The 24077-nt window shown below is 62.4% G+C and carries 24 protein-coding genes; 12 read left to right on the forward strand and 12 right to left on the reverse strand.

Going from position 1 to position 24077, the window contains the following annotated elements; translation table 11 throughout:
* The first annotated feature begins 240 nt into the window (after window positions 1-240).
* Window positions 241-2277 (forward strand): TonB-dependent receptor, encoded by a 2037-nt coding sequence (locus HB630_RS03980; RefSeq protein WP_249780686.1) that lies wholly within the window; start codon window positions 241-243, stop codon window positions 2275-2277.
* A 68-nt stretch (window positions 2278-2345) separates the two neighbouring features.
* On the opposite strand, the gene HB630_RS03985 is transcribed toward HB630_RS03980, so the two are convergent.
* Genes HB630_RS03985 through HB630_RS03995 form a run of 3 tightly spaced genes read right to left on the reverse strand, consistent with a single transcriptional unit; the run spans window position 2346 to window position 4368 of the window.
* Window positions 2346-2837, reverse strand: coding sequence for a hypothetical protein (locus tag HB630_RS03985; RefSeq protein WP_213770189.1), 492 nt, complete (start codon window positions 2835-2837; stop codon window positions 2346-2348).
* 32 nt (window positions 2838-2869) lie between these two features.
* Window positions 2870-3235, reverse strand: coding sequence for a flagellar assembly peptidoglycan hydrolase FlgJ (gene flgJ, locus HB630_RS03990; RefSeq protein ID WP_213770191.1), 366 nt, complete (start codon window positions 3233-3235; stop codon window positions 2870-2872).
* On the reverse strand, window positions 3235-4368 hold the full coding sequence (locus HB630_RS03995; protein ID WP_213770193.1) for a flagellar basal body P-ring protein FlgI: 1134 nt from the start codon (window positions 4366-4368) through the stop codon (window positions 3235-3237). The genes flgJ and HB630_RS03995 overlap by 1 nt, the downstream gene beginning before the upstream one ends.
* Before the next feature lie 261 nt (window positions 4369-4629).
* On the opposite strand from HB630_RS03995, the gene HB630_RS04000 reads away from it, so the two are divergent.
* Window positions 4630-5043 (forward strand): flagellar assembly protein FliX, encoded by a 414-nt coding sequence (locus tag HB630_RS04000; RefSeq protein WP_213770194.1) that lies wholly within the window; start codon window positions 4630-4632, stop codon window positions 5041-5043.
* Between the two features lie 96 nt (window positions 5044-5139).
* Here the strand turns inward: HB630_RS04000 and HB630_RS04005 are convergent, their stop codons facing one another.
* Window positions 5140-5514, reverse strand: coding sequence for a winged helix-turn-helix transcriptional regulator (locus HB630_RS04005; RefSeq protein ID WP_213770195.1), 375 nt, complete (start codon window positions 5512-5514; stop codon window positions 5140-5142).
* A gap of 108 nt (window positions 5515-5622) precedes the next feature.
* Between HB630_RS04005 and HB630_RS04010 the strand changes: the two genes are divergently transcribed.
* Both HB630_RS04010 and dksA read left to right on the forward strand, forming a co-directional pair.
* Window positions 5623-6234 (forward strand): NAD(P)-dependent oxidoreductase, encoded by a 612-nt coding sequence (locus HB630_RS04010; RefSeq protein WP_213770196.1) that lies wholly within the window; start codon window positions 5623-5625, stop codon window positions 6232-6234.
* Between the two features lie 211 nt (window positions 6235-6445).
* Window positions 6446-6811, forward strand: coding sequence for an RNA polymerase-binding protein DksA (gene dksA / locus HB630_RS04015; RefSeq protein WP_213770197.1), 366 nt, complete (start codon window positions 6446-6448; stop codon window positions 6809-6811).
* A 55-nt stretch (window positions 6812-6866) separates the two neighbouring features.
* On the opposite strand, the gene HB630_RS04020 is transcribed toward dksA, so the two are convergent.
* Both HB630_RS04020 and HB630_RS04025 read right to left on the reverse strand, forming a co-directional pair.
* On the reverse strand, window positions 6867-7100 hold the full coding sequence (locus HB630_RS04020; protein ID WP_213770198.1) for a DUF2933 domain-containing protein: 234 nt from the start codon (window positions 7098-7100) through the stop codon (window positions 6867-6869).
* A gap of 18 nt (window positions 7101-7118) precedes the next feature.
* On the reverse strand, window positions 7119-7358 hold the full coding sequence (locus HB630_RS04025; protein ID WP_249780625.1) for a hypothetical protein: 240 nt from the start codon (window positions 7356-7358) through the stop codon (window positions 7119-7121).
* Window positions 7359-7628: 270 nt separating this feature from the next.
* On the opposite strand from HB630_RS04025, the gene HB630_RS04030 reads away from it, so the two are divergent.
* The gene (locus HB630_RS04030; RefSeq protein ID WP_213770199.1) at window positions 7629-8414 is read left to right on the forward strand and encodes a fumarylacetoacetate hydrolase family protein; all 786 of its coding nucleotides are present in this window, start codon (window positions 7629-7631) and stop codon (window positions 8412-8414) included.
* Between the two features lie 205 nt (window positions 8415-8619).
* Window positions 8620-9738, forward strand: coding sequence for a 2OG-Fe(II) oxygenase (locus tag HB630_RS04035; protein ID WP_213770200.1), 1119 nt, complete (start codon window positions 8620-8622; stop codon window positions 9736-9738).
* A gap of 47 nt (window positions 9739-9785) precedes the next feature.
* Here HB630_RS04035 and HB630_RS04040 read toward each other — a convergent pair whose 3' ends face one another.
* Both HB630_RS04040 and HB630_RS04045 read right to left on the reverse strand, forming a co-directional pair.
* Entirely contained in the window at window positions 9786-10073 is a 288-nt protein-coding gene (locus tag HB630_RS04040; protein ID WP_213770202.1) for a hypothetical protein, read from the reverse strand.
* Window positions 10074-10631: 558 nt separating this feature from the next.
* Window positions 10632-11087 (reverse strand): hypothetical protein, encoded by a 456-nt coding sequence (locus HB630_RS04045; protein ID WP_213770203.1) that lies wholly within the window; start codon window positions 11085-11087, stop codon window positions 10632-10634.
* Window positions 11088-11468: 381 nt separating this feature from the next.
* Here HB630_RS04045 and HB630_RS04050 point away from each other — a divergent pair, with 381 nt between their 5' ends.
* Window positions 11469-12671 carry an MFS transporter gene (locus HB630_RS04050; protein WP_213770204.1) on the forward strand — a complete coding sequence of 401 codons (1203 nt, stop codon included), beginning with the start codon at window positions 11469-11471 and terminating at the stop codon, window positions 12669-12671.
* A 685-nt stretch (window positions 12672-13356) separates the two neighbouring features.
* Here HB630_RS04050 and flgH read toward each other — a convergent pair.
* Genes flgH through flgF form a run of 4 tightly spaced genes read right to left on the reverse strand, consistent with a single transcriptional unit; the run spans window position 13357 to window position 16766 of the window.
* On the reverse strand, window positions 13357-14067 hold the full coding sequence (gene flgH / locus HB630_RS04055; RefSeq protein ID WP_249780626.1) for a flagellar basal body L-ring protein FlgH: 711 nt from the start codon (window positions 14065-14067) through the stop codon (window positions 13357-13359).
* 47 nt (window positions 14068-14114) lie between these two features.
* Window positions 14115-15179 carry a flagellar basal body P-ring formation chaperone FlgA gene (gene flgA, locus HB630_RS04060; RefSeq protein WP_213770206.1) on the reverse strand — a complete coding sequence of 355 codons (1065 nt, stop codon included), beginning with the start codon at window positions 15177-15179 and terminating at the stop codon, window positions 14115-14117.
* A gap of 11 nt (window positions 15180-15190) precedes the next feature.
* On the reverse strand, window positions 15191-15979 hold the full coding sequence (flgG, locus tag HB630_RS04065; RefSeq protein ID WP_213770207.1) for a flagellar basal-body rod protein FlgG: 789 nt from the start codon (window positions 15977-15979) through the stop codon (window positions 15191-15193).
* Window positions 15980-16004: 25 nt separating this feature from the next.
* Window positions 16005-16766 (reverse strand): flagellar basal-body rod protein FlgF, encoded by a 762-nt coding sequence (flgF, locus tag HB630_RS04070; protein WP_213770208.1) that lies wholly within the window; start codon window positions 16764-16766, stop codon window positions 16005-16007.
* Between the two features lie 368 nt (window positions 16767-17134).
* Between flgF and fliL the strand changes: the two genes are divergently transcribed.
* From fliL to HB630_RS04095, 5 genes are all read left to right on the forward strand, one after another.
* The gene (gene fliL, locus HB630_RS04075; RefSeq protein WP_213770210.1) at window positions 17135-17638 is read left to right on the forward strand and encodes a flagellar basal body-associated protein FliL; all 504 of its coding nucleotides are present in this window, start codon (window positions 17135-17137) and stop codon (window positions 17636-17638) included.
* Window positions 17639-17656: 18 nt separating this feature from the next.
* Window positions 17657-18853 (forward strand): flagellar motor switch protein FliM, encoded by a 1197-nt coding sequence (fliM, locus tag HB630_RS04080; protein ID WP_213770212.1) that lies wholly within the window; start codon window positions 17657-17659, stop codon window positions 18851-18853.
* Entirely contained in the window at window positions 18850-19338 is a 489-nt protein-coding gene (locus HB630_RS04085; RefSeq protein ID WP_213770214.1) for a DUF6468 domain-containing protein, read from the forward strand. Before fliM ends, HB630_RS04085 begins: the two co-directional genes overlap by 4 nt.
* Entirely contained in the window at window positions 19335-20111 is a 777-nt protein-coding gene (locus HB630_RS04090; RefSeq protein ID WP_213770215.1) for a flagellar protein FlbB, read from the forward strand. The genes HB630_RS04085 and HB630_RS04090 overlap by 4 nt, the downstream gene beginning before the upstream one ends.
* 104 nt (window positions 20112-20215) lie before the next feature.
* On the forward strand, window positions 20216-23989 hold the full coding sequence (locus HB630_RS04095; protein WP_213770216.1) for a tetratricopeptide repeat protein: 3774 nt from the start codon (window positions 20216-20218) through the stop codon (window positions 23987-23989).
* Window positions 23990-24077: the final 88 nt, after the last annotated feature.

A 24077-nucleotide genomic window follows, 5' to 3' on the forward strand; every position in this document is an offset into this window, starting at 1 on the left:
TTTTGCCAGCCGGCGCCGGCCGAGACGGAAACACCGACGAATCCGACCCCGCTTCCGACCATCACGGTTCGTGCGCAGCCGAAGTTGCGGCCGCAGCAGACGCGCTCTGCCGGGCTACGCCGCAAGAAACCCGCCGCCGTGATCGCTTCGGGCGCCAGCGCGACGACGCCCCAGGCCACGGGATCCGGCGCTTCGAATGTCGGCAGCGGCCCGGTTGTCCCGCCAAGCCTCGCCAGCCAGATGACGGCAACCGGCGTAGAACTCAACGCGCGTCCGGTCACGCGGCCGGGAGAAATACTCGAGGCGGCGCCCGGATTGATCGTGACCCAGCACAGCGGGGAAGGCAAAGCCAACCAGTATTTTCTGCGCGGCTACAATCTCGATCACGGCACCGACATGGCGATCTGGGTCGACGACGTGCCGATCAATCTGCGCACGCATGCGCACGGGCAGGGCTATTCGGACCTGAACTGGCTGATGCCCGAAACGGTCAACACGCTTGAGATCCGTAAGGGGCCTTATTTCGCCGACGAGGGCGATTTCGCTTCGGCCGGCAATCTCCACATCGGCCTGATCGACAGCGTCAGCAGCAACGTCGCGGAGATGACCGTCGGCAGCTTCGGCTATGAGCGAATCTTCGGCATGGGCTCTGCCAGGGTCGGCGACGGCAATCTGCTGTTTGCGGGCGAGGCCGGCGCCTATAACGGCCCCTGGGTCAATCCGGACGACATGCGCAAGATCAATGGTCTGCTGCGCTACACCGAGGGAACGGCGTCGGACGGCTTTTCCGTCACCGGCATGGCCTATTCGAACAGATGGAATTCGACCGACCAGGTGCCGCTGCGCGCCATCACCTCGGGCCAGATCGGATTGTATGGCGAGGAGGACCCGACCGATGGCGGCAACACCGACCGGTTTGCGCTGTCGGCGCGCATGGCCGGAACCGACGATGCCGGGTCATGGAAGGCCAACGCCTATGTGGTCAAAAGCGAACTCGATCTGTTCAACGACTTCACCTATTTTCTGAGCAATCCGACCCAAGGCGATCAGTTTCATCAGCATGACGACCGGGTGATGACGGGCGCGAATGCGTCCAGGACGCTCAACGGAGCGTTCGCCGGCCGGCCGATGGAAACCACTTTCGGCGTTCAAACCCGGTATGACGACATCGATCTCGGTTTGACCGACACCTATCAGCGCGCCTTCCTGTCAAACGTTCGCAGCGACAAGGTGGGAGAAGGCAGCGTCGGGGTCTATATCCAGAATACGGTCCACTGGATCGGCTGGCTCAGGACCATCGTGGGCTGGCGCGGCGATTATTATGACGCCAGCGTCGATTCCCTGTTCGACGCCAACAATTCCGGCAAGGTGAGCGCCGGGATCAGCAGTCCCAAATTCAGCCTGGTGCTGGGCCCGTTCGACAAGACCGAATTTTTCCTTGGCGCCGGCTACGGCATGCACAGCAACGACGCGCGTGGCGCGACGATTACCGAAGAGCCGGTCGACAGGGTTCAAAATCCGGGTGCGGCCTCGATTCCGCTCGGCGCGTCGCCGCTGCTGGTCCAGACCAAGGGCGCGGAAGTCGGCATTCGCAGCAAAATCATTCCGGGACTGGATTCGTCGGTCAGCCTGTTCATGCTCGACCAGGCGTCGGAAATCGTATTCGAGGGCGACGCGGGCGACACCTCGGCGAGCCGGCCGAGCCGCCGCTACGGCGTGGAATGGACCAACACATATCAGCCGGCGTCCTGGCTGACGCTGGACGGCGATCTCGCAGTGTCGCATGCGCGGTTTGTCGGTTTCGACAGCGCGCAGGCCGATCTCTACGCCTCGCTGGCCGGCTATCCGCAGGCGCAGATCGGCAACGCGCCCGGCAATTATATCCCCAATGCGCCGGAGATCGTGGCGTCCGCCGGAATCACGATCGGCGAGAAGATCGGCTGGTTCGAAACCTTGCGCTGGCGTTATCTGGGCGCCAGTCCGCTGACGGAAGACAACGCGTTCCGTTCCTCCGCCACTAGCGTCTTCAACGGCAGCATCGGTTACCGGTTCGAGAACGGCTGGCGGATCCAGCTCGACGCACTCAATCTGTTCGACGCCAGCGCGGACCAGATCACTTACGCCTACGGGTCGCTGATCAAGACCGACAGCCTCTATAACCTCTGCTACCCGGTGCAGAGGGCGCCCACGGCCGTCTGCCAGACCGGCGTCATGGATTATGTCCTGCACCCGATCGAACCCTTGGCCGTCCGGCTGACGGTCGCCGGCGTGTTTTGAGCTTCACGCGAACCGGAAGCCACACCGCTATCCAAGTCCGGGAGCGGGCTTCGCCCGAAAGCGCCATGTCAAAGCGAGCGGCTGACCGATAGCGGCGCGATGTTGCGCGGTCCCGGCGCGGTGCGCCGGCCCGCTGCAGTATAGGTGTTGGGAATGGTGCGGCGCTGCATCTCCGCATTGACGCCGCGCACGATGCTTTCGGAGACCGCGTGCGCCGTGGCGAGCACCGTGAGGTTGATCTTCAGCATCGAGCGGAACACGTCGTGGTGACGATGCAGCGTGGTCACAAGCTCCGGCATCGATTGCTGCAGATATTTATGGCTCGCCTTCAGAAGCGTCAGCAGGTTGACGTAACGGCGCGACAGCTCGGTCTTTTTCGGCTCGAATGCCATCGCCTCGCGGATCTTGCCGGCGCGGACCAGTTCGGTTTCGCGCTCGATCACGCCAAGCAATGTGGTCATCACCTCGATCATGCCCTCGGCGAGCTTGCGCGCCTCGGCCGGTGTCGCGGCCGCGGGGATCGGCGGTGGGGCCGGCTGGCGCTGGGGGGATTGCTGCATGTCTGGTTTCCTTGCGGATTTCCTTGGGAGGGTTAGCTGTTGCTGCCGGCGCGGGCCTGCTGCAGGATCAGCGTGCGATAGACTTCATGCGAGATGCCGATGCCGCCGGCCTTGGCAAAAGATTTCGAATACTGGTCGGTCATCATCGAGCGCCAGACGCCGGTGCCCGGCGTGTTGCCGAACGGGCCGTCGCCCTGCAGGCCGCTGGTCATCTGCGAAAACATCGAGTTGATGAACATCGCCTCGAAATTGGTCGCGATCGTTTTCGTCTTGGCCTGCGCTTGCGGCGACACCTTGTTCAGCGCGTTCGCGAGATCGTAATCCGGATGGCCGGCGAAGTTCGGAATCCCGGCGGTCGCCGCGTGGCTTGCGAAGGTATTGTTCACATTGGTCTGCATCACATTACCTCGATATCGGCTTCGATGGCGCCTGCGGCCTTGATCGCCTGCAGGATGCCGATCAGGTCGCGCGGACCGATGCCGAGACCGTTGAGGCCGTCGACAAGCTGTTGCAGCGAGACGCCGTCTTTCATGACGGCAAGTTTCTTGCCGTCTTCAGTGACGCCCACGCGCGTGTTCGGCGTCACCACGGTTCGCCCGCGCGAGAAAGCATTGGGCTGGCTCACCTGCGGGCTTTCGGAGATCGTGACGGTGAGGTTGCCCTGCGCCACCGCGACGGTGGCGACACGGACATCGCGGCCCATCACGATGATGCCGGAACGCTCGTCGATGACGATCTTGGCGGGAAGGTCCGGCTCGACCTGCAACTGCTCGATCTCGGTCAGGAAGGCGACGACATTGCCCTTGAACTCCGGCGGGATCGAAAGCTGCACGGTCGAAGGATCGATCGGCTCGGCGGTCTTGACGCCGAGGTAGTCGTTAACCGCGGCGGCGATGCGCTTGGCGGTGGTGAAGTCCGAGTTGCGCAGTGCGAGCCGCACATTGGGCAGGCGGTTGAGCGCGAATTCGATTTCGCGTTCGATGATGGCGCCGTTGGCGATACGGCCGACCGTCGGCACGCCGCGAACGATCTTGGCGGCTTCGCCTTCGGCCTGGAAACCGTTGATCGCGACCGAACCCTGAGCCACTGCGTAGACGTTGCCGTCGGCGCCGAGCAGGGGGGTGACGAGCAGGGTACCGCCCTGCAAATTCTTGGCGTCGCCGAGCGAGGACACCGTGACGTCCATCCGCGTGCCCTGGGTTCCGAACGGCGGCAGATTGCCGGTCACCATCACCGCGGCGACGTTGCCGGTGCGCATGGTGACGCCAGGCGCGATCTTGACGCCCATGCGCTCGAGCATCGCCTGCAAGGATTGCTTGGTGAAGGGCGCGTTGTTCAAGGTGTCGCCGGTGCCGTTGAGGCCGACGACGAGGCCATAGCCGACCAGCTGGTTCTGCCGCACGCCCTCGATATTGGCGAGATCCTTGATCCGGGACGTCGCGCGGGCAGGCGTTGCCGGCAGCGCGAGCGCAAGCGCCAGCAATGCGGCACAGGCCACCCGAAACACGCTTGCCGAAAACACGCTTGGCATCCTCTGCTCCCCGCTGAGGTCTTGACGCTTGGCGGCGCGCGCCACTCCCATGACGGCGATCCGGCATTAACTATGCGAGCGCCGTGCCAGCGCGCATTTTCGGATTAATGGTTTGATTTTGCTGGATAAAAATTAGAGATCTGGTCACGCTCCATTAGCTGTCGCCATGACGAAACTGCCCCGCGCGGCAAATTTTGCCGGGTCATTTACGCTTCGTTAACCACGACCAAGCGAAGCTTGCGGCACACAGCGAGAACGACCATGCGCATCTACGGACCGAACGGCACCACCCTGGGCGCTCCGGCTCCCAGCACAAAACGAACCAGTTCGAGCGGTTTTGCGTTACCGGAAGAAACGGCGTCGGCTTCGGAAAGCCGCGCGACCAGCGCGCCCAAGGCGACCGCCAACATCGACGCGCTGCTGGCCCTGCAAGGGGTCGAGGATCCGACCGAACGGCGCAAGCGTTCGGTGCAGCGCGGCAAGGGCGCGCTCGACGTGCTCGACGACCTCAAGCTCGGTCTGCTCTCGGGCAATCTCACCGCTTCGACAGTGAGCCGGCTGCGCGACGCCGCCGCCAACCTCAAATCCTCCTCCGGCGATCCGGGCCTGGATGCGGTGTTGTCCGAGATCGAATTGCGGGTCGAAGTCGAACTCGCCAAGGCGGGCCAAGTCTAGGACGTCTAAGTCTAGGACGGCCAAGTCTAGGGGGCGCGATGGCATCGCGCTCCGGAGCGGCGCTTCCGGAGACTGAATCTGTTGAAATACGGCGTTTTACGCCGCCATCGCCTTGTGCTGGCCATCGTAGCGGCGTTGCGCGGCCAGCACTTCCTTCAAGTGAGTTTCGGCCCAATCGCGCAAGGGATCGACCGCCTTTGCCAGCGTCGCGCCGAGCGGCGTGATCGAATATTCCACCGTCACCGGGACGGTCGCGATGGCACGGCGCCGGATCAGGCCGTCGCGCTCGAGACTCTTGAGCACCTGTGACAGCATCTTCTGCGAGATGCCCTCGATCATCCGGCGCAATTGATTGAAGCGTATCGGCTGCTCCCGCAACAGCAGCAGGATGAGCACCGCCCATTTGTCGCCGACGCGATCCAGGATCTGTCGGGTGGGGCAGTCGGCCGAATAGGCATTGGGCGCTTTCACGGGGGTTACTCCGGCGTAATCAGGTGACCTCAAAGTGCTCTCTTAACACTTACAGCCTTTTTGATATCTAGTAACTATTACATACCAGAAAACTGAAAGAGAGTTGTCATGAAAATCGCAGTTGTCGGAGCTTCGGGGAATGCCGGCTCGCGTATCGTCACCGAACTTGCCGGCCGTGGACACGCCGTCACGGCCATTGCCCGTCATCCGGAAAAGATCGTCCCGCAGCCGAATGTCGTGGCGAAGCGGGGCGATGCGATGGACCAGGGCTCGCTGGCGCAGCTATTGGCCGGCCACGACGTCGCCATCAGTTCTATCCATTTCCTCGACAGCGATCCGGCGAAACTGATCGGGGCTGTCCGCGATTCGAAGGTGGGTCGCTATCTCGTCGTCGGCGGCGCCGGCAGTCTTGAGGTGGCCCCCGGCGTCGCGCTGGTGACGATTCCGGACTTCCCCGTGGCATACAAGGCGGAGGCCGAGAAGGGCGGAGCCTTTCTCGACCTGCTCCGGCAGCAAAAGGAGCTGAACTGGACCTTCCTGTCGCCGTCCGCCCTGTTCATCGCCGGCCAGCGAACCGGCAAGTTCCGGCTCGGGATCGATCAGCTTTTGACCGCTGCGGATGGGAAAAGCTGGATTTCCTTCGAGGATTTCGCGGTCGCGCTCGCCGACGAAATCGAGCATCCGGCCCATATCCGCCAGCGTTTCACGGTTGGCTATTAATCGGGCAGGGCCGTCCCGATCCGGCCGGGCTCGGGCTCCCGGTTAAGCCCTTGGGGACGGTCCTGTTTCCCAAAGGGTCGATATTGTCTGTCACATGACGCCGCTATATAAGGCGCGGCGCGGACGGATACTTTTCCGCCGCCTCGCACGTACAGATGGGCTGGCCTTGGAAAAGTTGAAAAACTACCGACCCTCCGAAAAAGAGCCTTTCATGAACGAGCGCCAGCGCGAGTATTTTCGCGCCAAGCTGCTGGCGTGGAAGGACGAAATCCTGCGGGAATCGCGTCTCACGCTGCAGACGCTCCAGGAAGAAAACGTCAATCATCCTGATCTTGCCGACCGGGCGTCCTCCGAAACCGATCGCGCGATCGAATTGCGGGCGCGTGACCGCCAGCGCAAGCTGATCTCCAAGATCGATGCGGCGTTGCAGCGCATCGAGGACAACACCTACGGTTATTGCGAAGAGACCGGCGAGCCGATTTCGCTGAAGCGGCTCGAAGCCCGGCCGATCGCCACGCTTTCGGTGGAAGCGCAGGAACGCCACGAGAAGCGCGAGAAGGTCTATCGCGACGAGTAGGACACCGCCGCGGGCTCAGATTGCGGTGCCCGGCGCTTGAGCGCCGGACGGATCGTTACTTCGTGGGTTGATTGCGTTCGCTTTCTGCTGTCCCCGGCGCGGGTTCATGATGATGCCCGTGGTGGTGCCCGAACAGATGCATCAGCGGGCAGGCCAGCAACAGGAGATAAGGCAGGGCGCCGAGAACATGGCCGGTGTGCGTCGCTAACAGGTAAATGCCGAGCACCGCTGCAAACATGGTCGCGGCAAATCCGGCCTTTGATCCCAGAAAATAGCAAAACGCGCCCATCCCGGCCTTTCCCGCATTTCAGCTTTTGGATTCAGGCTGGAATTCGGATCTGGGCCAATCCGCATAGGCGAACAGCCAAAGCGCGATCAGATTCACCACGGGAATGAAGATAAGCACCGACCAGAGCGCAGAGAATCCGACGCGGCGGAGGATGCGCCCGACCGGGATCACCACGATGGCGACGATAAGCGCAAACCAGAGCCAATGTCCCGCACCAAAGCCCGTACTGGACCAGCCATATTCATACATCATGGTCATACCCTCCATGACTGACGATATGCGGGCCGGTTCCGATCGATTTGACGCAAGTCAAGCATGAACCGTCATCCGCAAAATCCGCGCATGGCGGACAGACCGGGAGCGCTTGATCTAGCCGCTTGATCGCAAGCGGCTAGATCGAAAGGCTGGCTGGTCTTGTTTTCCATAACGGTCGAAGTCCATCGGGCGCCGCGGCCTGATGCGCTTGTAAAACGCCGGGCATGGTGATCAATTATCGTCAACTCGAAACCTGCAATGGGAGGGCGGCTGATGGACAAGATACGCGCGGCCGCACAGATTATCGCCGCCGCCCGCCGCAATCGCACGCCGCTCGGCCCGTTGCCCGCTGACATCGCGCCAGGGGACGAGGCCGAGGGATACCGCATTCAGCGCGCCGTCCACGACCTGCTGCTGCCGCAGGTCGGCGCCTTGGTGGGGTACAAGATCGGCTGCACCAGCGCGGTGATGCAGCAATATCTCGGCATTCCCCATCCGTGCGGCGGTGGCGTATTCGCCAGCGGCGTTCATGACAGCGGCGTTGCGCTGCGGCACGGCGATTTCGTTCGCGTCGGTGTCGAATGCGAGATTGCGGTGCGGCTTGGACAGGATCTGTCGCCGTCGCAGGCGCCGTTCACGGCGGAGACCGTCGCCAAAGCCGTCGAGGCCTATCATCCCTCGATCGAAATCGTAGATGAGCGCTATGTCGATTGGCAGACCATCGGCGCGCCGACGCTGGTGGCGGATGATTTCTATGCGGCCGGCTGTGTGCTGGGAAAACCGGTGGCGCGATCGGCCGCACCCGATTTGCTCGATGTGGCCGGACGCGCAATCGTCAATGGCAGCGAAGTGAGCCGCGGCACCGGCGCCGACGTGCTCGGCCATCCGCACAATCCGCTCGCCTGGCTGGCCAATCATCTTGCCGACGAGGGCGAGGGTCTGCGCGGGGGGCAGATCGTGCTGACCGGCAGCCTGGTGAAAACGATATGGCTCAACGCCGGCGACAGGGTGACGATGGATCTGTCCGGGCTCGGCACGGTGGAAGCCGCGTTTTCCTGAAGCGATCCTGTGTTCGATCGGACCGGGAGCGATCCAGAAATCGTATTTTTTGCGCCCGTTTGTTGCCGGATATGTACGGCGCAGCCGGATGCAATATCGCGTAACATGCAGTTTAAATATTGATTAACCATGACCCGGCAAGCTTTTTGAAGATGGCTCCGGGGGCGGCTCTGTCACGATCAACTCTTCTAAAGCGTGGTGCCGCATGGTTCTCGGTGATCCCGTACCCTGGTTTAGCGCGCCGGTGATCACCGGCGGTTCTTTCGATCTGCATGTCAGCGCAGGCCGCTGGGTGGTCCTGAGCTTTCTCGGCGAGCCGGGAAATCCGCGGACGATCTCCGAGATCGGCGAACTGGTGCGCGAGAGCGCAGCATTGAGCGAGCAGCATGTCGTCATCGGCTGCGTTTTGTCCGGCCAACCCGATATCGACAGTCTTGCCGCGATCAGCAGCAGCAGACTGTTCTTCCTCGCCGACTATGACGGCGCCATCAGCCGGATGTTCGGCGCCGAGGGGATGCCGCGTACGATCGTGCTTGATCCCATGCTGAGATCGATCGCCGATATTCCCTGGGACATTCCGCAAGGCCATTCTGAAACCGTTCGCGGCGTTCTGCGCAATCTTCCCGATGTCGATGACTCCGCCGGCGTCCCGATGTTCGCGCCGGCGCTGATGGTGCCGCGGGTCTTCAGTTTCGATCTCTGCGATTTTCTCGTGCAGTTCCACGACCAGCAGGGCGGCGTCGATTCCGGCTTTCAATACGACGTCGGCGGTAAGACCACGACGCTGTCCAATCACCGGCTCAAACGCCGCAAGGATGTGCCCGTCAACGTGCCCGAGGTCCGCGAACTCATCCGCACCCAGATCGTGCGCCGCGTGATTCCGCAGATCGAGCGTTATTTCCAGTTTCAAGCCACGCGCATGGACCGCTACATCGTCGCCTGTTACGACAGCGAGACCGGCGGCCATTTCTTCCGCCATCGCGACAACGTCAATGCCGGCGCACAGCACCGCCGCTTTGCGCTCTCGATCAACCTCAACAATGATTTCGAAGGCTGCGACCTGATGTTTCCGGAATTCGGCCGCAGGGTGTACCGGCCGTCGGAAGGCGGTGCGCTGGTGTTTTCATGCGGCGCGCTGCATCAGGTGACACCGGCGACCAAAGGTCGGCGCTACGCGTTCCTGGCGTTTCTTTATGGCGAGGAAGACGCCCAAAAACGCGAAGCCAATAATGCGCGGCTGCATATCACCGAGCAGCAATATATCCCCGGACGGGACCGGCTGTTTTCCGAAGACGCGCCGCAGGATCTGACCGCGGTTGCATGACCGGAGCCGGTTACGGCGTTTTCGAGCGAAAGCCGGCCGGACCCTGTCTACCGCGTGATGATGCCGAGCGAATCTTCGCGCGATCCCAGGCCTGAACCGGGAAAGCCGATCGGCCTTCCGTTAAGCGATGTGCCGACTTTTCCGGTTTGGCCGATGCTGCCATCGGAGTTAACGCCTCGTTGCAGGTCGCGGGAATGCGCGGCTGATCCGGTCGTGACGGAACGGCTATCGGTCGCCGTCGTACCGCCGGTCCCTTGATGCGCGTCGCTGGAAGCCGGTCCGGTGGAAACGCCGACGCCAGCCGTTTGGGCAAGGGCAGGGGGTGCGACGGTCATGAGAGCGATGATCAAGTATGCGAATTTTTGTTGGGCCATGTTCCGCTCCACTTCTATGAAGCGATAATTCAATCGGGGCCATCATGGTTCCGAATCCGGTGCGTGGAACGGCACGGAGATATGTGTGGCCCGCGGAATTGGGTGGGTGTCGCGTCGGGCGGAACATTGTTTGCGAGCCGCTCATCACAGCATAGTCATCGTGCTCAATTCACATGTGTGAAATCGCTCACATATCGCCGCCCGCCTGGGCTGTATGGTCGTATGCCGTCTGAGATACGATCATATACGACGCTGCGGATCATCACCGAAAGTGCGTCCGGATTGGTGTGTTGCAATGGCAGGGGTGCCCGAATCGTCAAGTGAATGCCCTCGCTGCGGGCGGTTGCGCGAGATCCTGACCGTGAAATTTAGATGGTCGGGAACGACCATGGTTTATATCTGCCCGAATTGCGCTGCGACACAGAAGGACGCCAGCGTGGCTGACGGAGGCGTGAGAGAGCGGCAGGAGACTGCTCTGGATGGATGCGCGAACTCCGAGACCACCGCGAAACGCAATTCTCACCCGCGGCGTTTTCTCAGGAAAATAATCGCCGCGATTGCGACAAGCCCGGCGCCCAACAGGGCATCGAACCGAATATCTTCGCGGGATATCCCGCCATAGATGTGGACGATATGCCGAAGGATGGCCGCCGCCACCACGGCCGCGATTAATATCGCAAAAACATGCCTGAGCCGAAAAGCAAGTGGGTCCATCGCGCAACTGCCTGGCGTTGGATCGCGCCGCGGTTTTGGCTGTTTTCGATCCTGCCCCGCCAAGAATATCGTGACTTTGGCACATGCGATAGCTCCTGCCGGCGGCAGAGACGCTGCGTGATCGTCGATCAGGACGAAGACAGGCGGAATCCAAGGACAGGCGGCCCCAACTGGAATGTCCCGCCAAGCTGCGGCGGCCGGCGCGGTTTCGAGCGGGGTTGAACCGGTTTGCGTGAAGAAAACGCCTAGCCGGGACGTCATGGAACATCACGCAGGCATTATTGGAATTTGCCGGTGTGTATGGCTATCTGACGGAAGTCGCGGAATTCAATGTGTCCGCGCTTACCCCAGGTGCTTCTATCCGTTAGGTCTCAACCTCCGATGAATGACGAATGCTCAAGCAGCGCCAGACGCATAGAACACATGCGTCGTGTGCTCTCTGAACATCGGCATAAATCCGCTATCGGAGCAGCGAACATTAATCGCCTGAAGTGTCGGCACACTTTTCTCGCGCAGATCATGGGCGGCGACTGTTCATGATCGAGCCACCGTCATCCGATCGAGCCGTTCATTCGATCAAGCCATTCATTCGATCAGGACTTGGCACGCTCGAAATCGGCAATCCAAGAACTCGGGAAAGATATGGAAAAGCAGAATGCCGCCCCTGATGGGATCGGCCTTGTCCTGTTCGCGTTGGCCATGGGCGGCTTTGCGATCGGCACCACTGAATTCGCAACCATGAGCCTGTTACCCTATTTTGCGCCCGATCTGCGGATTGATCAGCCGACCGCCGGAAACGTCATCAGCATGTATGCGCTGGGCGTGGTGATCGGTGCGCCGGTGCTGGCCGTGCTGACGGCGCGCCTGGCGCGCCGCAATGTCCTGCTTTTGCTGATGGCCATGTTCGCCGTTGGCAACGCACTGAGCGCATTCGCGCCCAGCTACCACTGGATGCTGGTGTTCCGTTTCCTGAGCGGCTTTCCGCACGGTGCCTATTTTGGCACGGCGGCAATGATGGCGGCGTCGCTGGTGCCGCTCCACAAGCGGACCCAGGCGATCGGCAAGGTGTTCCTTGGCCTGACGGTTGCGACCGTGATCGGTGTTCCGCTCGCGAACTGGCTGGGACAGGCGGTCGGCTGGCGCTGGAGCTTCGGCGTCGTCGCAGCGCTTGCCATCGCTGCTTTTTCGATGGTGGCGTGGTTCGCACCCGTCGATCAACCAGCCCCGAAGGCAAGCCCATTGGGTGAACTGGACGCCCTGACGCGGAGCCAGGTCTGGTTCACGCTCGCGATCGGCGCTGTCGGCTTTGGTGGCCTGTTTGCGGTTTACACCTACACGGCGACGACGCTGATGGAGGTGACGCATGTTTCGCCCACCTTCGTACCGCTGGTGTTGTCAGCGTTCGGACTCGGCCTGACCATCGGCAATATTGTCGTGCCGCGGGTCGCCGATCGCGCCATCATGCCGACGGCGGGCGGCCTGCTGATCTGGACTGCAGCCGCGTTGGCCTTGTTCCCGTGGGCAGCGTTGAACATCTGGACCGTGACGGTCGATGCCTTTCTTATCGGTTTGAGCGGAGCTCTCGCGACCGTGCTGCAGACGCGGCTGATGGATGTGTCCGGCAAAGCCCAGGCCCTTCCGGCTGCGCTCAACCATTCGGCTTTCAACGCCGCAAATGCGCTTGGACCCTGGCTCGGCGGCCTCGCTATCTCTGCCGGCTATGGATGGACATCGACGGGATGGGTCGGCTGCGGCCTGGCCCTGGCGGGATTTGCAATATGGCTGCTGGCGGTCGCTGCCGACAACAAAAGTGATCGAAGCGCGCCGCGATCCGCGGATGCATGAACAGCTATAGCGGTTTCAAGCGAAGTAGATACCGGTTCGCGTGAGGAAAACGCGTCAAACAAAGAATACAGAGCTTCGGTTCTGATCCAATCAGAACCGAAAAAACTCTAGAACAGCCGGCCCTGGTGTCTAACGGGATCGTAGGGACCTTGCGACGCCAGTCTCAGCAAGTATCTGACCCTGCGCCGCCTGGAAATATGGGATCGCCAGCCGAAGCCGACAGCAATGCCGCCAGCAAGCCCGATCAGGAAAACTGCGAGAGTGCCAGACATTGTACAGACCGCCGTTCTGCAATTTGGCAACGACAAAGCTTCCTCAATTGTCTCAACAATTCCCAGCCCATTCTGGCGGCACAGCCGCTCATTCGCGGTGCAATTCCTTCGCGATGTTTAACATGATACCGGCGTGTTCAGGCGCGTGAGACGATGCCGTGCAGCTTCTTCGGTGCGCCTCGGCTTCCCGCTGCGGCTTCTTTCGGTTCTAGGCCCTCGCCCCCATCCTCGCAAACATTGGCGGGATCGCCATGTTCTTCAAAAAAGTCACGGCCTCCGTCAGGGGAGCTAACGGAGGCCGCGTAGAACATCTCACTGCGCCTAGGTTCGCGGGCGAGATGTGGGAGCTCGGTGCGTATCTGCTTATTCGGTCATGATCTCGAAACCGGTTCCTGTCTTTTGCATCATGCCGGCTAGAACGGCAGCAGCACGTCCATTACCTGCTGGCCGTAACGCTGCTGCTGAATGTCGGTAATCTGGCCGTGACCGCCATAGGCGATCCGCGCCTGCGCGATCTTGCTGGAGTCGATGGTGTTGTCGCTTTGGATGTCCTCGGGGCGAACGATGCCGGCGACGATCAGTTCGCGCATTTCGAAATTGACGCGAATCTCCTGCTTGCCTTCGACCACCATGTTGCCGTTCGGCAGGATCTGGGTGACAACGGCGGCGATGTTTGTGGTGAGGCTTTCCTGGCGCTGGATCGTTCCCTTGCCGTCGCTGGTGGAGGTGGCGTCGGCGGTCAGCAGGCGTCCGGGCAGGGCCGTGTTCTTCCCGGCCAGGAGGTTGGCTCCCAGAAAATTGGTAATGCCGGAATCTTCGGTGACGGTACGGCTGCGCTGGGTCTCGTTGGCGAAATTGGCCTGGTCGGTGATGTTGACGGTGACGGTCAGGAGGTCGCCGATCTGGTGCGCGCGCTGGTCCTTGAAGAACGACCGCGACCCGTTCCGCCACAGCGAGTTGGCGTTGTAGGAAACCGCTTCCGGCTTCGGCATCGGCATCTGCACCGGCTTGTAGCCGGGTTGTGCCGTCGGGTTTTCGATCGCCGAGAGTTTCGGCTGTTCGCCGATTTGCGAAAGACGGTCGATCGACGAACAGCCGCCCGCGAAGCTGACGATGCTCAGCATGGTGCTCGTAAGCGCGGCCCGACGGATACTTGAAAAGTACATGAACCTTACTCGGCGTTTGCAGCGGCTGGCGAACTATTGCTGGCGGCGACCGAGACCGGTGCGGTCTCCATCGATCCGACGGTGGTGGAGGTATCCGGAAGACGGGGCGCCGCGATCGAAACCGCGACCTGATCGCGGCCGACCACGGTGCCGGAGATCGTGCGCTGGGATTGCAGGTTGAGCACGCTGACCACGTCGCCCTCGGTGCCGTTCTCCAGAGCCTTGCCGCGAATGGTCAAATAGAGACCGCTGGTCTGGTAGATCAGGGTGACATTGTCGTCGCGCTGCACCAGGTCCGGCTTGGCGAGGTCGGCGGTCCGCAAGGCCTGGCCGGCACGCAGCGGCCGCCGCATCTGCATGCCGATCGCGGCGGTGCGTGTGGCGGCGTCGCTGCCGACCTCGGCTTTCGGGCGGCGTTCGATCGTCACGTCGGAGGATTTCAACAGCTCGTTGCGCTCGACATTGCGCGTCAGCACGGCGGCATCGATGGTTTCAATCGCGATACCGGTAAACCGCAATTTTTCTGACGGGGAATTGTTCTCGCTGCCGATCTCGAAACTGACATCGAAGCGGCCGCTGCGTGGTTCGAACCGGGTCCCGACCGGCTGCAGGGTGCCGGTGTAGGAGGCTTCAAGCTGGATATCTTGCAGGTCGCGGTCGAATGTCAGTGTCAGGTTGGCGGCATCGCCGAGGCCGCTGCGATGTTCCAGCGCGTGGGCGACCTGCAACTGGATGTCCTTGGCCTCGATCGCGCGTGACAGCCGGGTCACGGAGACCGCCTTGATGTCCCTGGTCTCGACGCCGATCACTTGATGCGCCTGCAACGCGGTAAGCACCTGCACGGTCGGCAGCGAGCCGGTGGTGCCGAGGTCGGGCGCGCGATAGATCGCGATCTGCGCGGCCGGGCCGGCGTTGTCGATGACGTCGCCGATCCGCACGACGTCGCTGGTCACGGTGACGTCGGCGCGCAGCACCGGAGCTGCGATGGTGTCCCCGCTGCTCTGGGCGAATGCGCTTGCCGAGGCGGCCGCGAGCAGGGCGGTTGCGAGCAGAAGGCGGCGGACGATCATGATCAGCTCCTTTACCGGAACAGCGCTGCGGTGGTTTGCAGCATCTCGTCGGCCGCGCTGATCACCTTGGAGTTCATCTCGTAGGCGCGCTGTGCCGCGATCATGTTGGACATTTCGGAGACCACGTCGACATTGGCCTGTTCGAGGCTGCCCTGGGTGATGGAGCCGTAGCCTTCGGCGTTGGCGAGGCCGTCCTGCGGCGGCCCCGACGCTGGCGTCTCCTGGAACAGGTTGTTGCCGACCGGCAGCAGGCCGGCCTTGTTGACGAAGCGGGTGAGGTCGAGCGTACCGATGATCGTCGAAGTGGTTGATCCCGGCTGCGTCACCGACACCTGGCCTTGGGGGCTGACCGTCAGGCCCGAGGAGTTTTGCGGGATCGTGATCTGAGGCTGCACCAGATTACCCTGGGCATTGACGATGCGGCCCTGGTTGTCCATCTGGAACGTGCCGTCTCTGGTATATTGAAACGTGCCGTCCGGCATCAGGATCTTGAAGAAGCCTTCGCCGGTGACCGCGAGATCGAGATCGTTGCCGGTTTGCGACAGCGTGCCCTGTGTCATCGACCTCGGCGTGCCGACGGTCTTGACGCCGCCGCCGATATCGATGCCGATCGGCAGGATGGTGCCCTGATCGGAAGATTGCGCGCCGACCCGGCGGACGTGCTGGTAGATCAGATCCTGAAACGCGGCGGTCTGTTTCTTGTAGCCGGTGGTCTGCATGTTCGCGATGTTGTTCGCGATGACCTGGACGCTGAGTTCCTGGGCCGCCATCCCGGTCGCAGCAGTTTGAAGCGCTTGCATGGTGTATCTCCCGAATGGCCTTTAGTTAGGACGGAACGTCCGCGAGTTTTTCGATCGCCGATTTGTGCAGGTCGCTTTCCTGTTGCAGCAGCGTCGCGACCTGCGTGTAGGCCCGCGTCACTTCGATCATGCGACTCATCTCCGCGACCGCATTGACGTTGGACTTTTCGATGTAACCCTGTTGCACCAGCGACCTGGTATCGGCCTGGGCTGCGCCTTCGCCGGCCGAATAGAGGTTCGAGCCCTCCTTCAACAGCCGCTGGGCGTCGGCGAAGCTCACGAGGCGAAGTTTCCCGCGCAGCGAATCGGTCCGGCTGGTGCCTTCCACCACGCTGACGGTGCCGTCGGGTGCGATGTTGATGTCGTGATCGGTCGCCTGAAAGACGATCGGCCCGGAGGTGCCGAGCACCTGATCGCCGTTGGCCGTCACAAGCTGGCCCTGGTTGTTGAGTTGGAGCCCGCCGTCGCGGGTATAGCGCTCGCCGGCCGCCGTCTGCACCACCAGGAAGCCGTTGCCGTCGATGGCGACATCGAGCGGATTCTTGGTTTGCTCGGTGGCGCCTTGCGACAGATCGCGATAGGTGCCGTTGTCCTGGACATAGCTGAGCCGGCGGTCGCGGCCGATGAAATTGTCTTCATGCGCGACCGGCATCAGATATTCCTGGAACAGCGACTGATCGGCCTTGAAACCTGCAGTGTTGACGTTGGCGATGTTGTTGGCGACGACATCGAGCTGCCGCTCGAGCACCGTCTGCCGCGAAAGTCCGATGAGAAGCGCGTTCTCCATCGATGGTTCTCCCCTCAAGTGACCCGCAGGCGGCCCTCCCAGGCCGGTCTGCGAATGTTGCGAACCACAGGCTCTCCCAAGCCGCGGTTCGCTAACAGACACAGCGAAACCCGTGCCAGTTCTGAAAACGTATGTTTTATAATGGGTTAAGTGCTACGCAGGGGGCGCCGCAGGGCGGCAGAAAGGTCTTGTTGACCATATTTACTCGGCAGTTTTTTCCTACCGGCCGGACAAACGAAAGGTTCCGTTAACCATTATTATCTTAGCGTCCGCATCGTGAGAGCGCATTTGCGCTGGCGGCATTGTATCGCGTCCCAAGTCTGTCCGGCGGCATCGACTTCATTTGCGAAACGGGACCGGGCGGGGCAATGGCAGAGACCGAACAGGCAGACGGCGGCGGCATCGAGGCCGAAGCCAATGCTGCTGCGAAGCCCAAAGCCAGGCTCAAGATGATCATCGCGGCGGTGGGCGTGCTTGCCGTCATCGGCGGCGGTGCCGGCTGGTTCTTCTTTTTCCGTCATCACGGCGAGGAGACGCGCGCTGAAGCCGGACCTCCGCCCAAGCCGCCGGCGTTCATCGAGCTGCCGGACATGCTGGTCAACCTGGCGGGCAATCCCGGCGACCGCGTCCAGTTCCTCAAGGTGAAGTTGACGCTCGAGGTGAAGGAAGAGAAGCAAGCCGAACCAATCAAACTGAAATTGCCGCGCGTCACCGATATTTTCCAGACCTATCTGCGCGAGCTGCGGCCGAGCGATCTGAGCGGCTCGGCCGGCCTGTTCCGGCTGAAAGAGGAACTGACCCGGCGGGTCAATCTGGTGCTGGCGCCGAATGAGGTCAGCGCGGTGCTTTTCAAGGAAATCGTCGTTCAGTGACGGGGCGGAGCTAGGATCATGGCGGAAAACGATGTCGACCAGGATGCCATCGCAGCCCAATGGGAAGCGTCGCTGGATTCGGAGGATCCCGCGGAAGCCGCGGCGGCGGCCAGCGCCAATGAACTTTCCGAAACCATGGCGCTGCAATGGGCCGCGATGGTCGAGGACGGCGGACGCGAGTTCGGCAACAACAAGAATGGCGAGCGGGTCCTTTCCCAGGAGGAAATCGACAATCTGCTGGGCTTCAGCGTCGGCGACGTCAATGTCGACGAAAATTCCGGCATCCGCGCGATTATCGACTCGGCGATGGTCTCCTACGAGCGCCTGCCGATGCTCGAAATCGTCTTCGACCGGCTGGTGCGGCTGATGACGACCTCGCTGCGCAATTTCACCTCGGACAACGTCGAAGTCTCGCTCGACCGCATCACCTCGGTGCGGTTCGGCGACTACATGAATTCGATCCCGCTGCCGGCCGTGCTCAGCGTGTTCAAGGCCGAGGAATGGGAAAATTTTGGCTTGGCGACGGTCGATTCGAACCTGATCTACTCGATGATCGATGTTCTGCTCGGCGGCCGGCGTGGGCAAACCTCGCTGCGCATCGAAGGCCGCCCGTACACGACCATCGAGACCAACCTCGTCAAGCGGTTGATCGAAGTCGTGCTGGCCGACGCCGAGCAGGCGTTCCGGCCGCTGTCGCCGGTGACCTTCAAAATCGACCGGCTGGAGACCAATCCGCGCTTTGCCGCGATCAGCCGGCCCGCCAACGCCGCCATCCTGGTGCGGCTGCGCATCGACATGGAAGATCGCGGCGGCAATATCGAGCTGTTATTGCCCTATGCGACCATCGAACCGATTCGCAGCGTTCTGTTGCAGATGTTCATGGGCGAAAAATTCGGCCGTGACCCGATCTGGGAAGGTCATTTCGCGACCGAAGTCGCGCAAGCGGAGATCTCGGTCGACGCCGTGCTTTACGAGGCCGATATTCCGCTCAAGGAACTCATGAAGCTGAAAGTCGGCGATACCCTGCCGCTTGAAATGCGCGCCGACGCGCTGGTGGCGGTACGCTGCGGCGACGTTACTTTGACGGAGGGGCGGATGGGCCGGGTCGGCGACCGCGTCGCCATCCGCGTCACCAAGCAGTTGCGCAAACCGAAGACCACCTTCGCCATGTTCGAGAAGGCCGATGAGCAAACCAAGATGATGGAGGCCCAATGAGTCACTCCTTAGGAATAGCAATCGAGAGCCTTGTGGCTGCGTTGCTGATGCTCACGATCGGGTATTGCATGCTGCTGAACAAGCGATTGATGCGCCTGAAGGCGGATGAGAGCTCGCTGAAGGCGACGATTGCCGAACTGATCACGGCGACCGAAATCGCCGAGCGCGCCATCGGCGGCCTCAAACATACGGTTCGCGACGTCAACGAGAATCTCGGCAATCAGCTCACCGCGGCGACCCAGATGTCGCTGCAACTGAAGAAGCAGCTTGCCGAAGGCGACAATGTGGTGCGCAGGCTTTCCAAGATCGCGCTCGCCGCGCGGCCTTCGCCTGAAGCGGAGCCTGCGGAGGCGGCGTCGAATATGTCGAACGCCGACGGATCGGGCGTGAAGGTGTCGAATGCCAATATGTCGAGCGCCAAGGCCCTCGCGGCGGCGGCCCAGGCATTTTCCGACCGCAGAAGGTCTGATGGCCTCGCCGCATGAAATCCTTTCGTGACATTCGCGTCATTCCGGTGGTCATGATTGCCATCTTCGGCTTTGCCGTCGTGAAGATCGCCGGCATCGTGATCAATGGCGGGTATGTGTTCGACTATGACCCGCAATCGACCCAGCGCTCCTGGGCGCAGGAAAATCTCAATTTTCCAGGCTCCAAGCCTGACCCCGCCGATGTCACCGGCTCAGTCGACGAAAAGAAGGATGAAAATCCGAAGGGCGATCCGCCCAAGCCGGCGGCTCCCCAGGCCGAAGCGGCCAATTCCGACGATCCGGCTCCGGCGCAGGGACAACCGGTATCGGCCTCGGAGCGCGCGATCCTCGAACGGCTGCAATCGCGGCGGCAGGAACTGGACGCGCGCGCGCGCGAAATCGATATCCGTGAAAGCCTGCTCAAGGCTGCCGAAAAGCGCGTCGAATCGCGCGTCGAGGATTTGAAGGCCACCGAGTCCCGGATTGCCACGGCGACCGAGCAGAAAAGCGAAGCCGATGCAGCGCGTTTCAAGGGGATCGTCACCATGTACGAGAACATGAAGCCGAAGGATGCCGCCAAGGTGTTCGACCGGCTCGAGATGCCCGTGCTGTTCGAGATCGCCTCGAAGATCGCGCCGCGCAAGATGTCCGATATTCTCGGCCTGATGTCGCCGGAAGCGGCCGAGCGGCTGACCACCGAAATGGCCCGCCGCGCCGGCGGCGAGCAATCCGCTTCCGACGGCGATCTTCCCAAAATCGAGGGCAAGGCCCTGCCGCAAAGGCCCAATTAGCCGGTTATTTAACAAATCCTTATATCGCCAATTCTAGATTCGGCAGCGCGGGCGAGGGCATTCCCGCTGCCGGTCAGGTCGGTGAACCGAGAGACCCTTCGGAAATGGCGCGAATGGCTGCCGCTGGATTCTGGTCGCTCATCCGCGCATCTGCGCGGAGCGTCCGGCGTTGCCTGAGCGGGCCGTCATGGCTTGCGGCTGTTCTGCTGCTGTGGGGATCGATCGGTCCAGGCTTCTGCCAGACCGATCCGGTCAAGGGGGAGGCGACGTTTTCAGCCGACGACGGCTACGCCCGGCTGGTTCTGAAAATGGCTGACGACGTCGATTCCGACGTCACCATGGCCGGCACCATTCTCGTGATCCGCTTCAAGCGGCCGGTTGATATTGCCGTCGATACGATTGCCGATGCCGTGCCCGATTATGTCGCCTCCGCCCGGCGCGATCCGGATGGCATGGCGATCCGGCTGTCATTGGTGCGCAAGGTCACCGTCAACACGATGTCGGCGGGCGAAAGGACCTTTATTGATCTGTTGCCCGATACATGGGCCGGTGCGCCGCCGAACCTTCCTCCCGAGGTGATCCGCGAACTGGCCGAGCGGGCGCGGGCGGCCGAGCGGGCGTTGCGGGCGCAGCGCGCGTCGGATGCTGCGAAGAAGCGTCCTCCCGTTCGCGTTCGCGCGTCGATGCAGCCGACCTTCGTCCGCTTCATATTCGAGATGCCCGACGGCGTCAGCGTCTCGTCGGTCCTGAACGACCAGGATCTTACGCTGAAGTTCAATGCCGTGCTTAATTTCGATCTCGCCGACGCCAAGGTGGCGGCGCCGCCGAACGTCGCCTCGATCAACCAGAAAGTCCAGGGCGATACATCCGCAGTGGAAATCGCACTGATCGGCGATGTCGACGTGCATTCCTTCCGCGAGGACAAGAACTACATCGTCGATGTGGCGTTCCAGTCCGCCGAGAAACCGTCTGCGCTGTTGCCGGCGGCGGCCGCCGCTCCCGCTTCCGTGCCGGCCGCCTCTGCGCCATCAGCCGTTGCCGCGGCTGCGCCGGTATCCGCCGTGCCAGCGGGACCGTCAGCGGCCGCACCGGCTGCGTCCGAAAAGCCGGCCGATAAAGCCGTTCCGCCACAGCAGTCCAGCGAGGCCGGGCCGTTGACCTCGGAAAAATTTGCCAAGCAAGCGGGGATCGAGATCAAGCCCGACGCCGCGCCGGAGGCATCCCCCGCACCGGCGGCGTCTCCTGCACCGGCCGCGCAAAACGCCGCAGCTCCGGCCGAGACCCCGCCGGCGCCGGCGTCGCCGAAGACAGATCCGGCCGCCGCCGGGACGCCGGGTGCGATGCCGTCGGCAAGCGAAACGCCGTTGCCGGTGACGCCGCAGGCCGCGGCTGTTGCGCCAACGCCTCCGCCGGAAACCGCGACCGGTGACCGTACGGCTTCCGTGAGCGCCATCCGCGACAGCGCTGGCCTGCATGTGACGTTTTCCTTTGCGGCCGCGACGCCGGCGGCCCTGTTTCGCCGCGCCGACACGGTGTGGCTGGTTTTCGATTCCACCAGGCCGATCGACGTCGCGCCGATCCAGAACGACAACGGTGTCATGATCGCCCAGGTCAGGCTGGTGCCGCTGCAAAACGGCCAAGCGATCCGGATCCGGCTCAACCGCCCGCAAATGCCGTCATTGACCAGCGATGACCGCGACGGCGCGGCGAACTGGACGCTCACTTTCTCGGATACGATGCAAACGCCGACCCAGCCATTGACGGTGATGCGAAGCGTTTTCGATCCCGCGCATGCCAATGTCACGGTGGCTTTGTCCAAGCCGGGCCGCCTGCACCGGATCGTCGATCCGGAAGCCGGCGACACGCTGATGGTGATCACGGCGACGCCGCCGGTTCGCGGCTTCATCAAGCGGCAGGATTTCGTCGACATGTCGCTGCTCGAATCGATTCATGGCATCGCCATTCGTCCCAACGCGGACGATATCACGGCCGATATCTCACCCGACAAAGTCATCCTCAGCAGACCCGGCGGGCTGACGCTGTCGCCGGTCGACATCAAGGCCGAGCGCGCACCGACCGCGGTCAGGCCCATTTTCGATGTCGAGGAGTGGCGCAAGAATCGGGACGGAGACTTCAGCGACGGGGAAAATGCGCTGATCCGGGCCGAGGCGGACGCCGAAGCCGATCAACGCACGCCGGCGCGCGTCGATCTCGCCCGTTTCTATATGGCGCACGGACTGTATCCGGAGGCCAAGGCCGTTCTTGACGTGGCGCTGGCCGGCGTCAAGCCAGGCGCCGAGGATCCGCTGGCGCTCGTGGTGCATTCGGTCGCAAACACCCTGATGGGCCGGCCGGCGCTCGGCATCCAGGATATCTCCAGTCCCGTGGTCGGCACCAAATATGATTCCGAATTGTGGAAGGCGCTGGCCTATGCGGGGCTGGGCAAATGGGCGGAGGCGCGTGAGAAATTCAAGAACGCCGGGTTCGCGATCACCGCGCTGCCACTCGATCTGCAGCGGATCGTGATTGCGGATCAGATGCGCGCCTCGCTCGAGGTCAAGGATTATTCCGACGCCGACAAGCGCGCCACCGATCTGGATGTCATCGGCATTCCGCCTGAGATGAAGCCTGCGATTCTGGTGATGCGCGGCCGCCTCGCCGAAGCGTTCGGGCATGAACAGGACGCCTTGAGCGACTACAGGATGGCGATCGAGTCCCCTGATCGTGCCGCGGCGACGGAAGGCAGGCTGGACGAGATCACGCTGCTCCAGAAGCGCAACGAAATCAGCCGCGCCGATGCCTTGCGCGAACTCGAGACGCTTGAAGTGACGTGGCGCGGCGACGATCTCGAAGTCAGGGCGCTGGAAATGATGGCGCGGATCTATTCCGACACCGGGCGCTACCGCGAATCGCTGGCGGCGGTTCGGCTCGCGAACAGGATCGATCCCAATTCCGGACCGTCGCGTCAGGGCCAGGATGCGGCAGCCGCGCTGTTTTCGGACATTTTCCTGGGATCGAAGGGCGACAAGCTGCCCCCGGTCGATGCGCTCGGACTGTTTTATGAATTCCACGAATTCACGCCGATCGGGCGGAGCGGCGATGAAATGATCCGCCGGCTGGCAGACCGGCTGGTCGGGGTGGATCTGCTCGATCAGGCGAGCGAGCTGTTGCAATATCAGGTCGATCATCGGCTCGAGGGCGCGGCGCGCGCGCAGGTCGCGGCGCGTCTTGCGATGGTTTATCTCACCAACCGCAAGCCCGACCGCGCGCTCGCGGCGCTTCGCACCACACGCATCGCCGATCTCTCGGGCGAATTGCGCCAGCAGCGGCTCCTGCTTGAGGCGCGCGCCGAAAGCGACGTCGGCCGCCACGATCTCGCGCTCGACATCATCTCGAACATCGGCGGCCGCGAGGCAATCCGGCTGCGCTCAGATATCTACTGGGCGTCGCGGCGCTGGCGCGAGTCGGCCGAGCAGATCGAGTTGTACTACGGCGAGCGCTGGCGCGACTTCAAGCCGCTGAACCCCGCGGAAAAGGGCGATATCATCCGCGCCGTGGTCGGATACGCGCTGGCGGAGGATGCCATTGGCATGGCGCGTTTCCGGGAGAAATATGCGCCATTGATGAGCGATGACGCCGACCGGGCCGCCTTCGAGACCGCGAGCAAGCCGACCGCGGCCTCGAGCACCGAATTCGCGGCGATCGCGAAGATGGCGGCAAGCGTCGACACGCTCGACGGATTCCTGCGCGAAATGAAAGCGCGTTTTCCCGACGCTGCGAAGAGCACGCTGCCGGATGATACAAGACAGGCTGACCCGTCCCCGACCGGCTCACTGCCGGAGATCATCGGGCTGAAACAGGTGCGCGCGGCCAGATAAACCCGCCGCTTCCATCCTCTCGACAGGCGCGCCAGGAAACGGCAACCTGCACCGCGCAAAGCCTGTGATGACCCTTGCAGAGGAGGTC

The sequence above is a fragment of the Bradyrhizobium sp. dw_78 genome (genome assembly GCF_018449525.1).
Classification (GTDB): domain Bacteria; phylum Pseudomonadota; class Alphaproteobacteria; order Rhizobiales; family Xanthobacteraceae; genus Bradyrhizobium.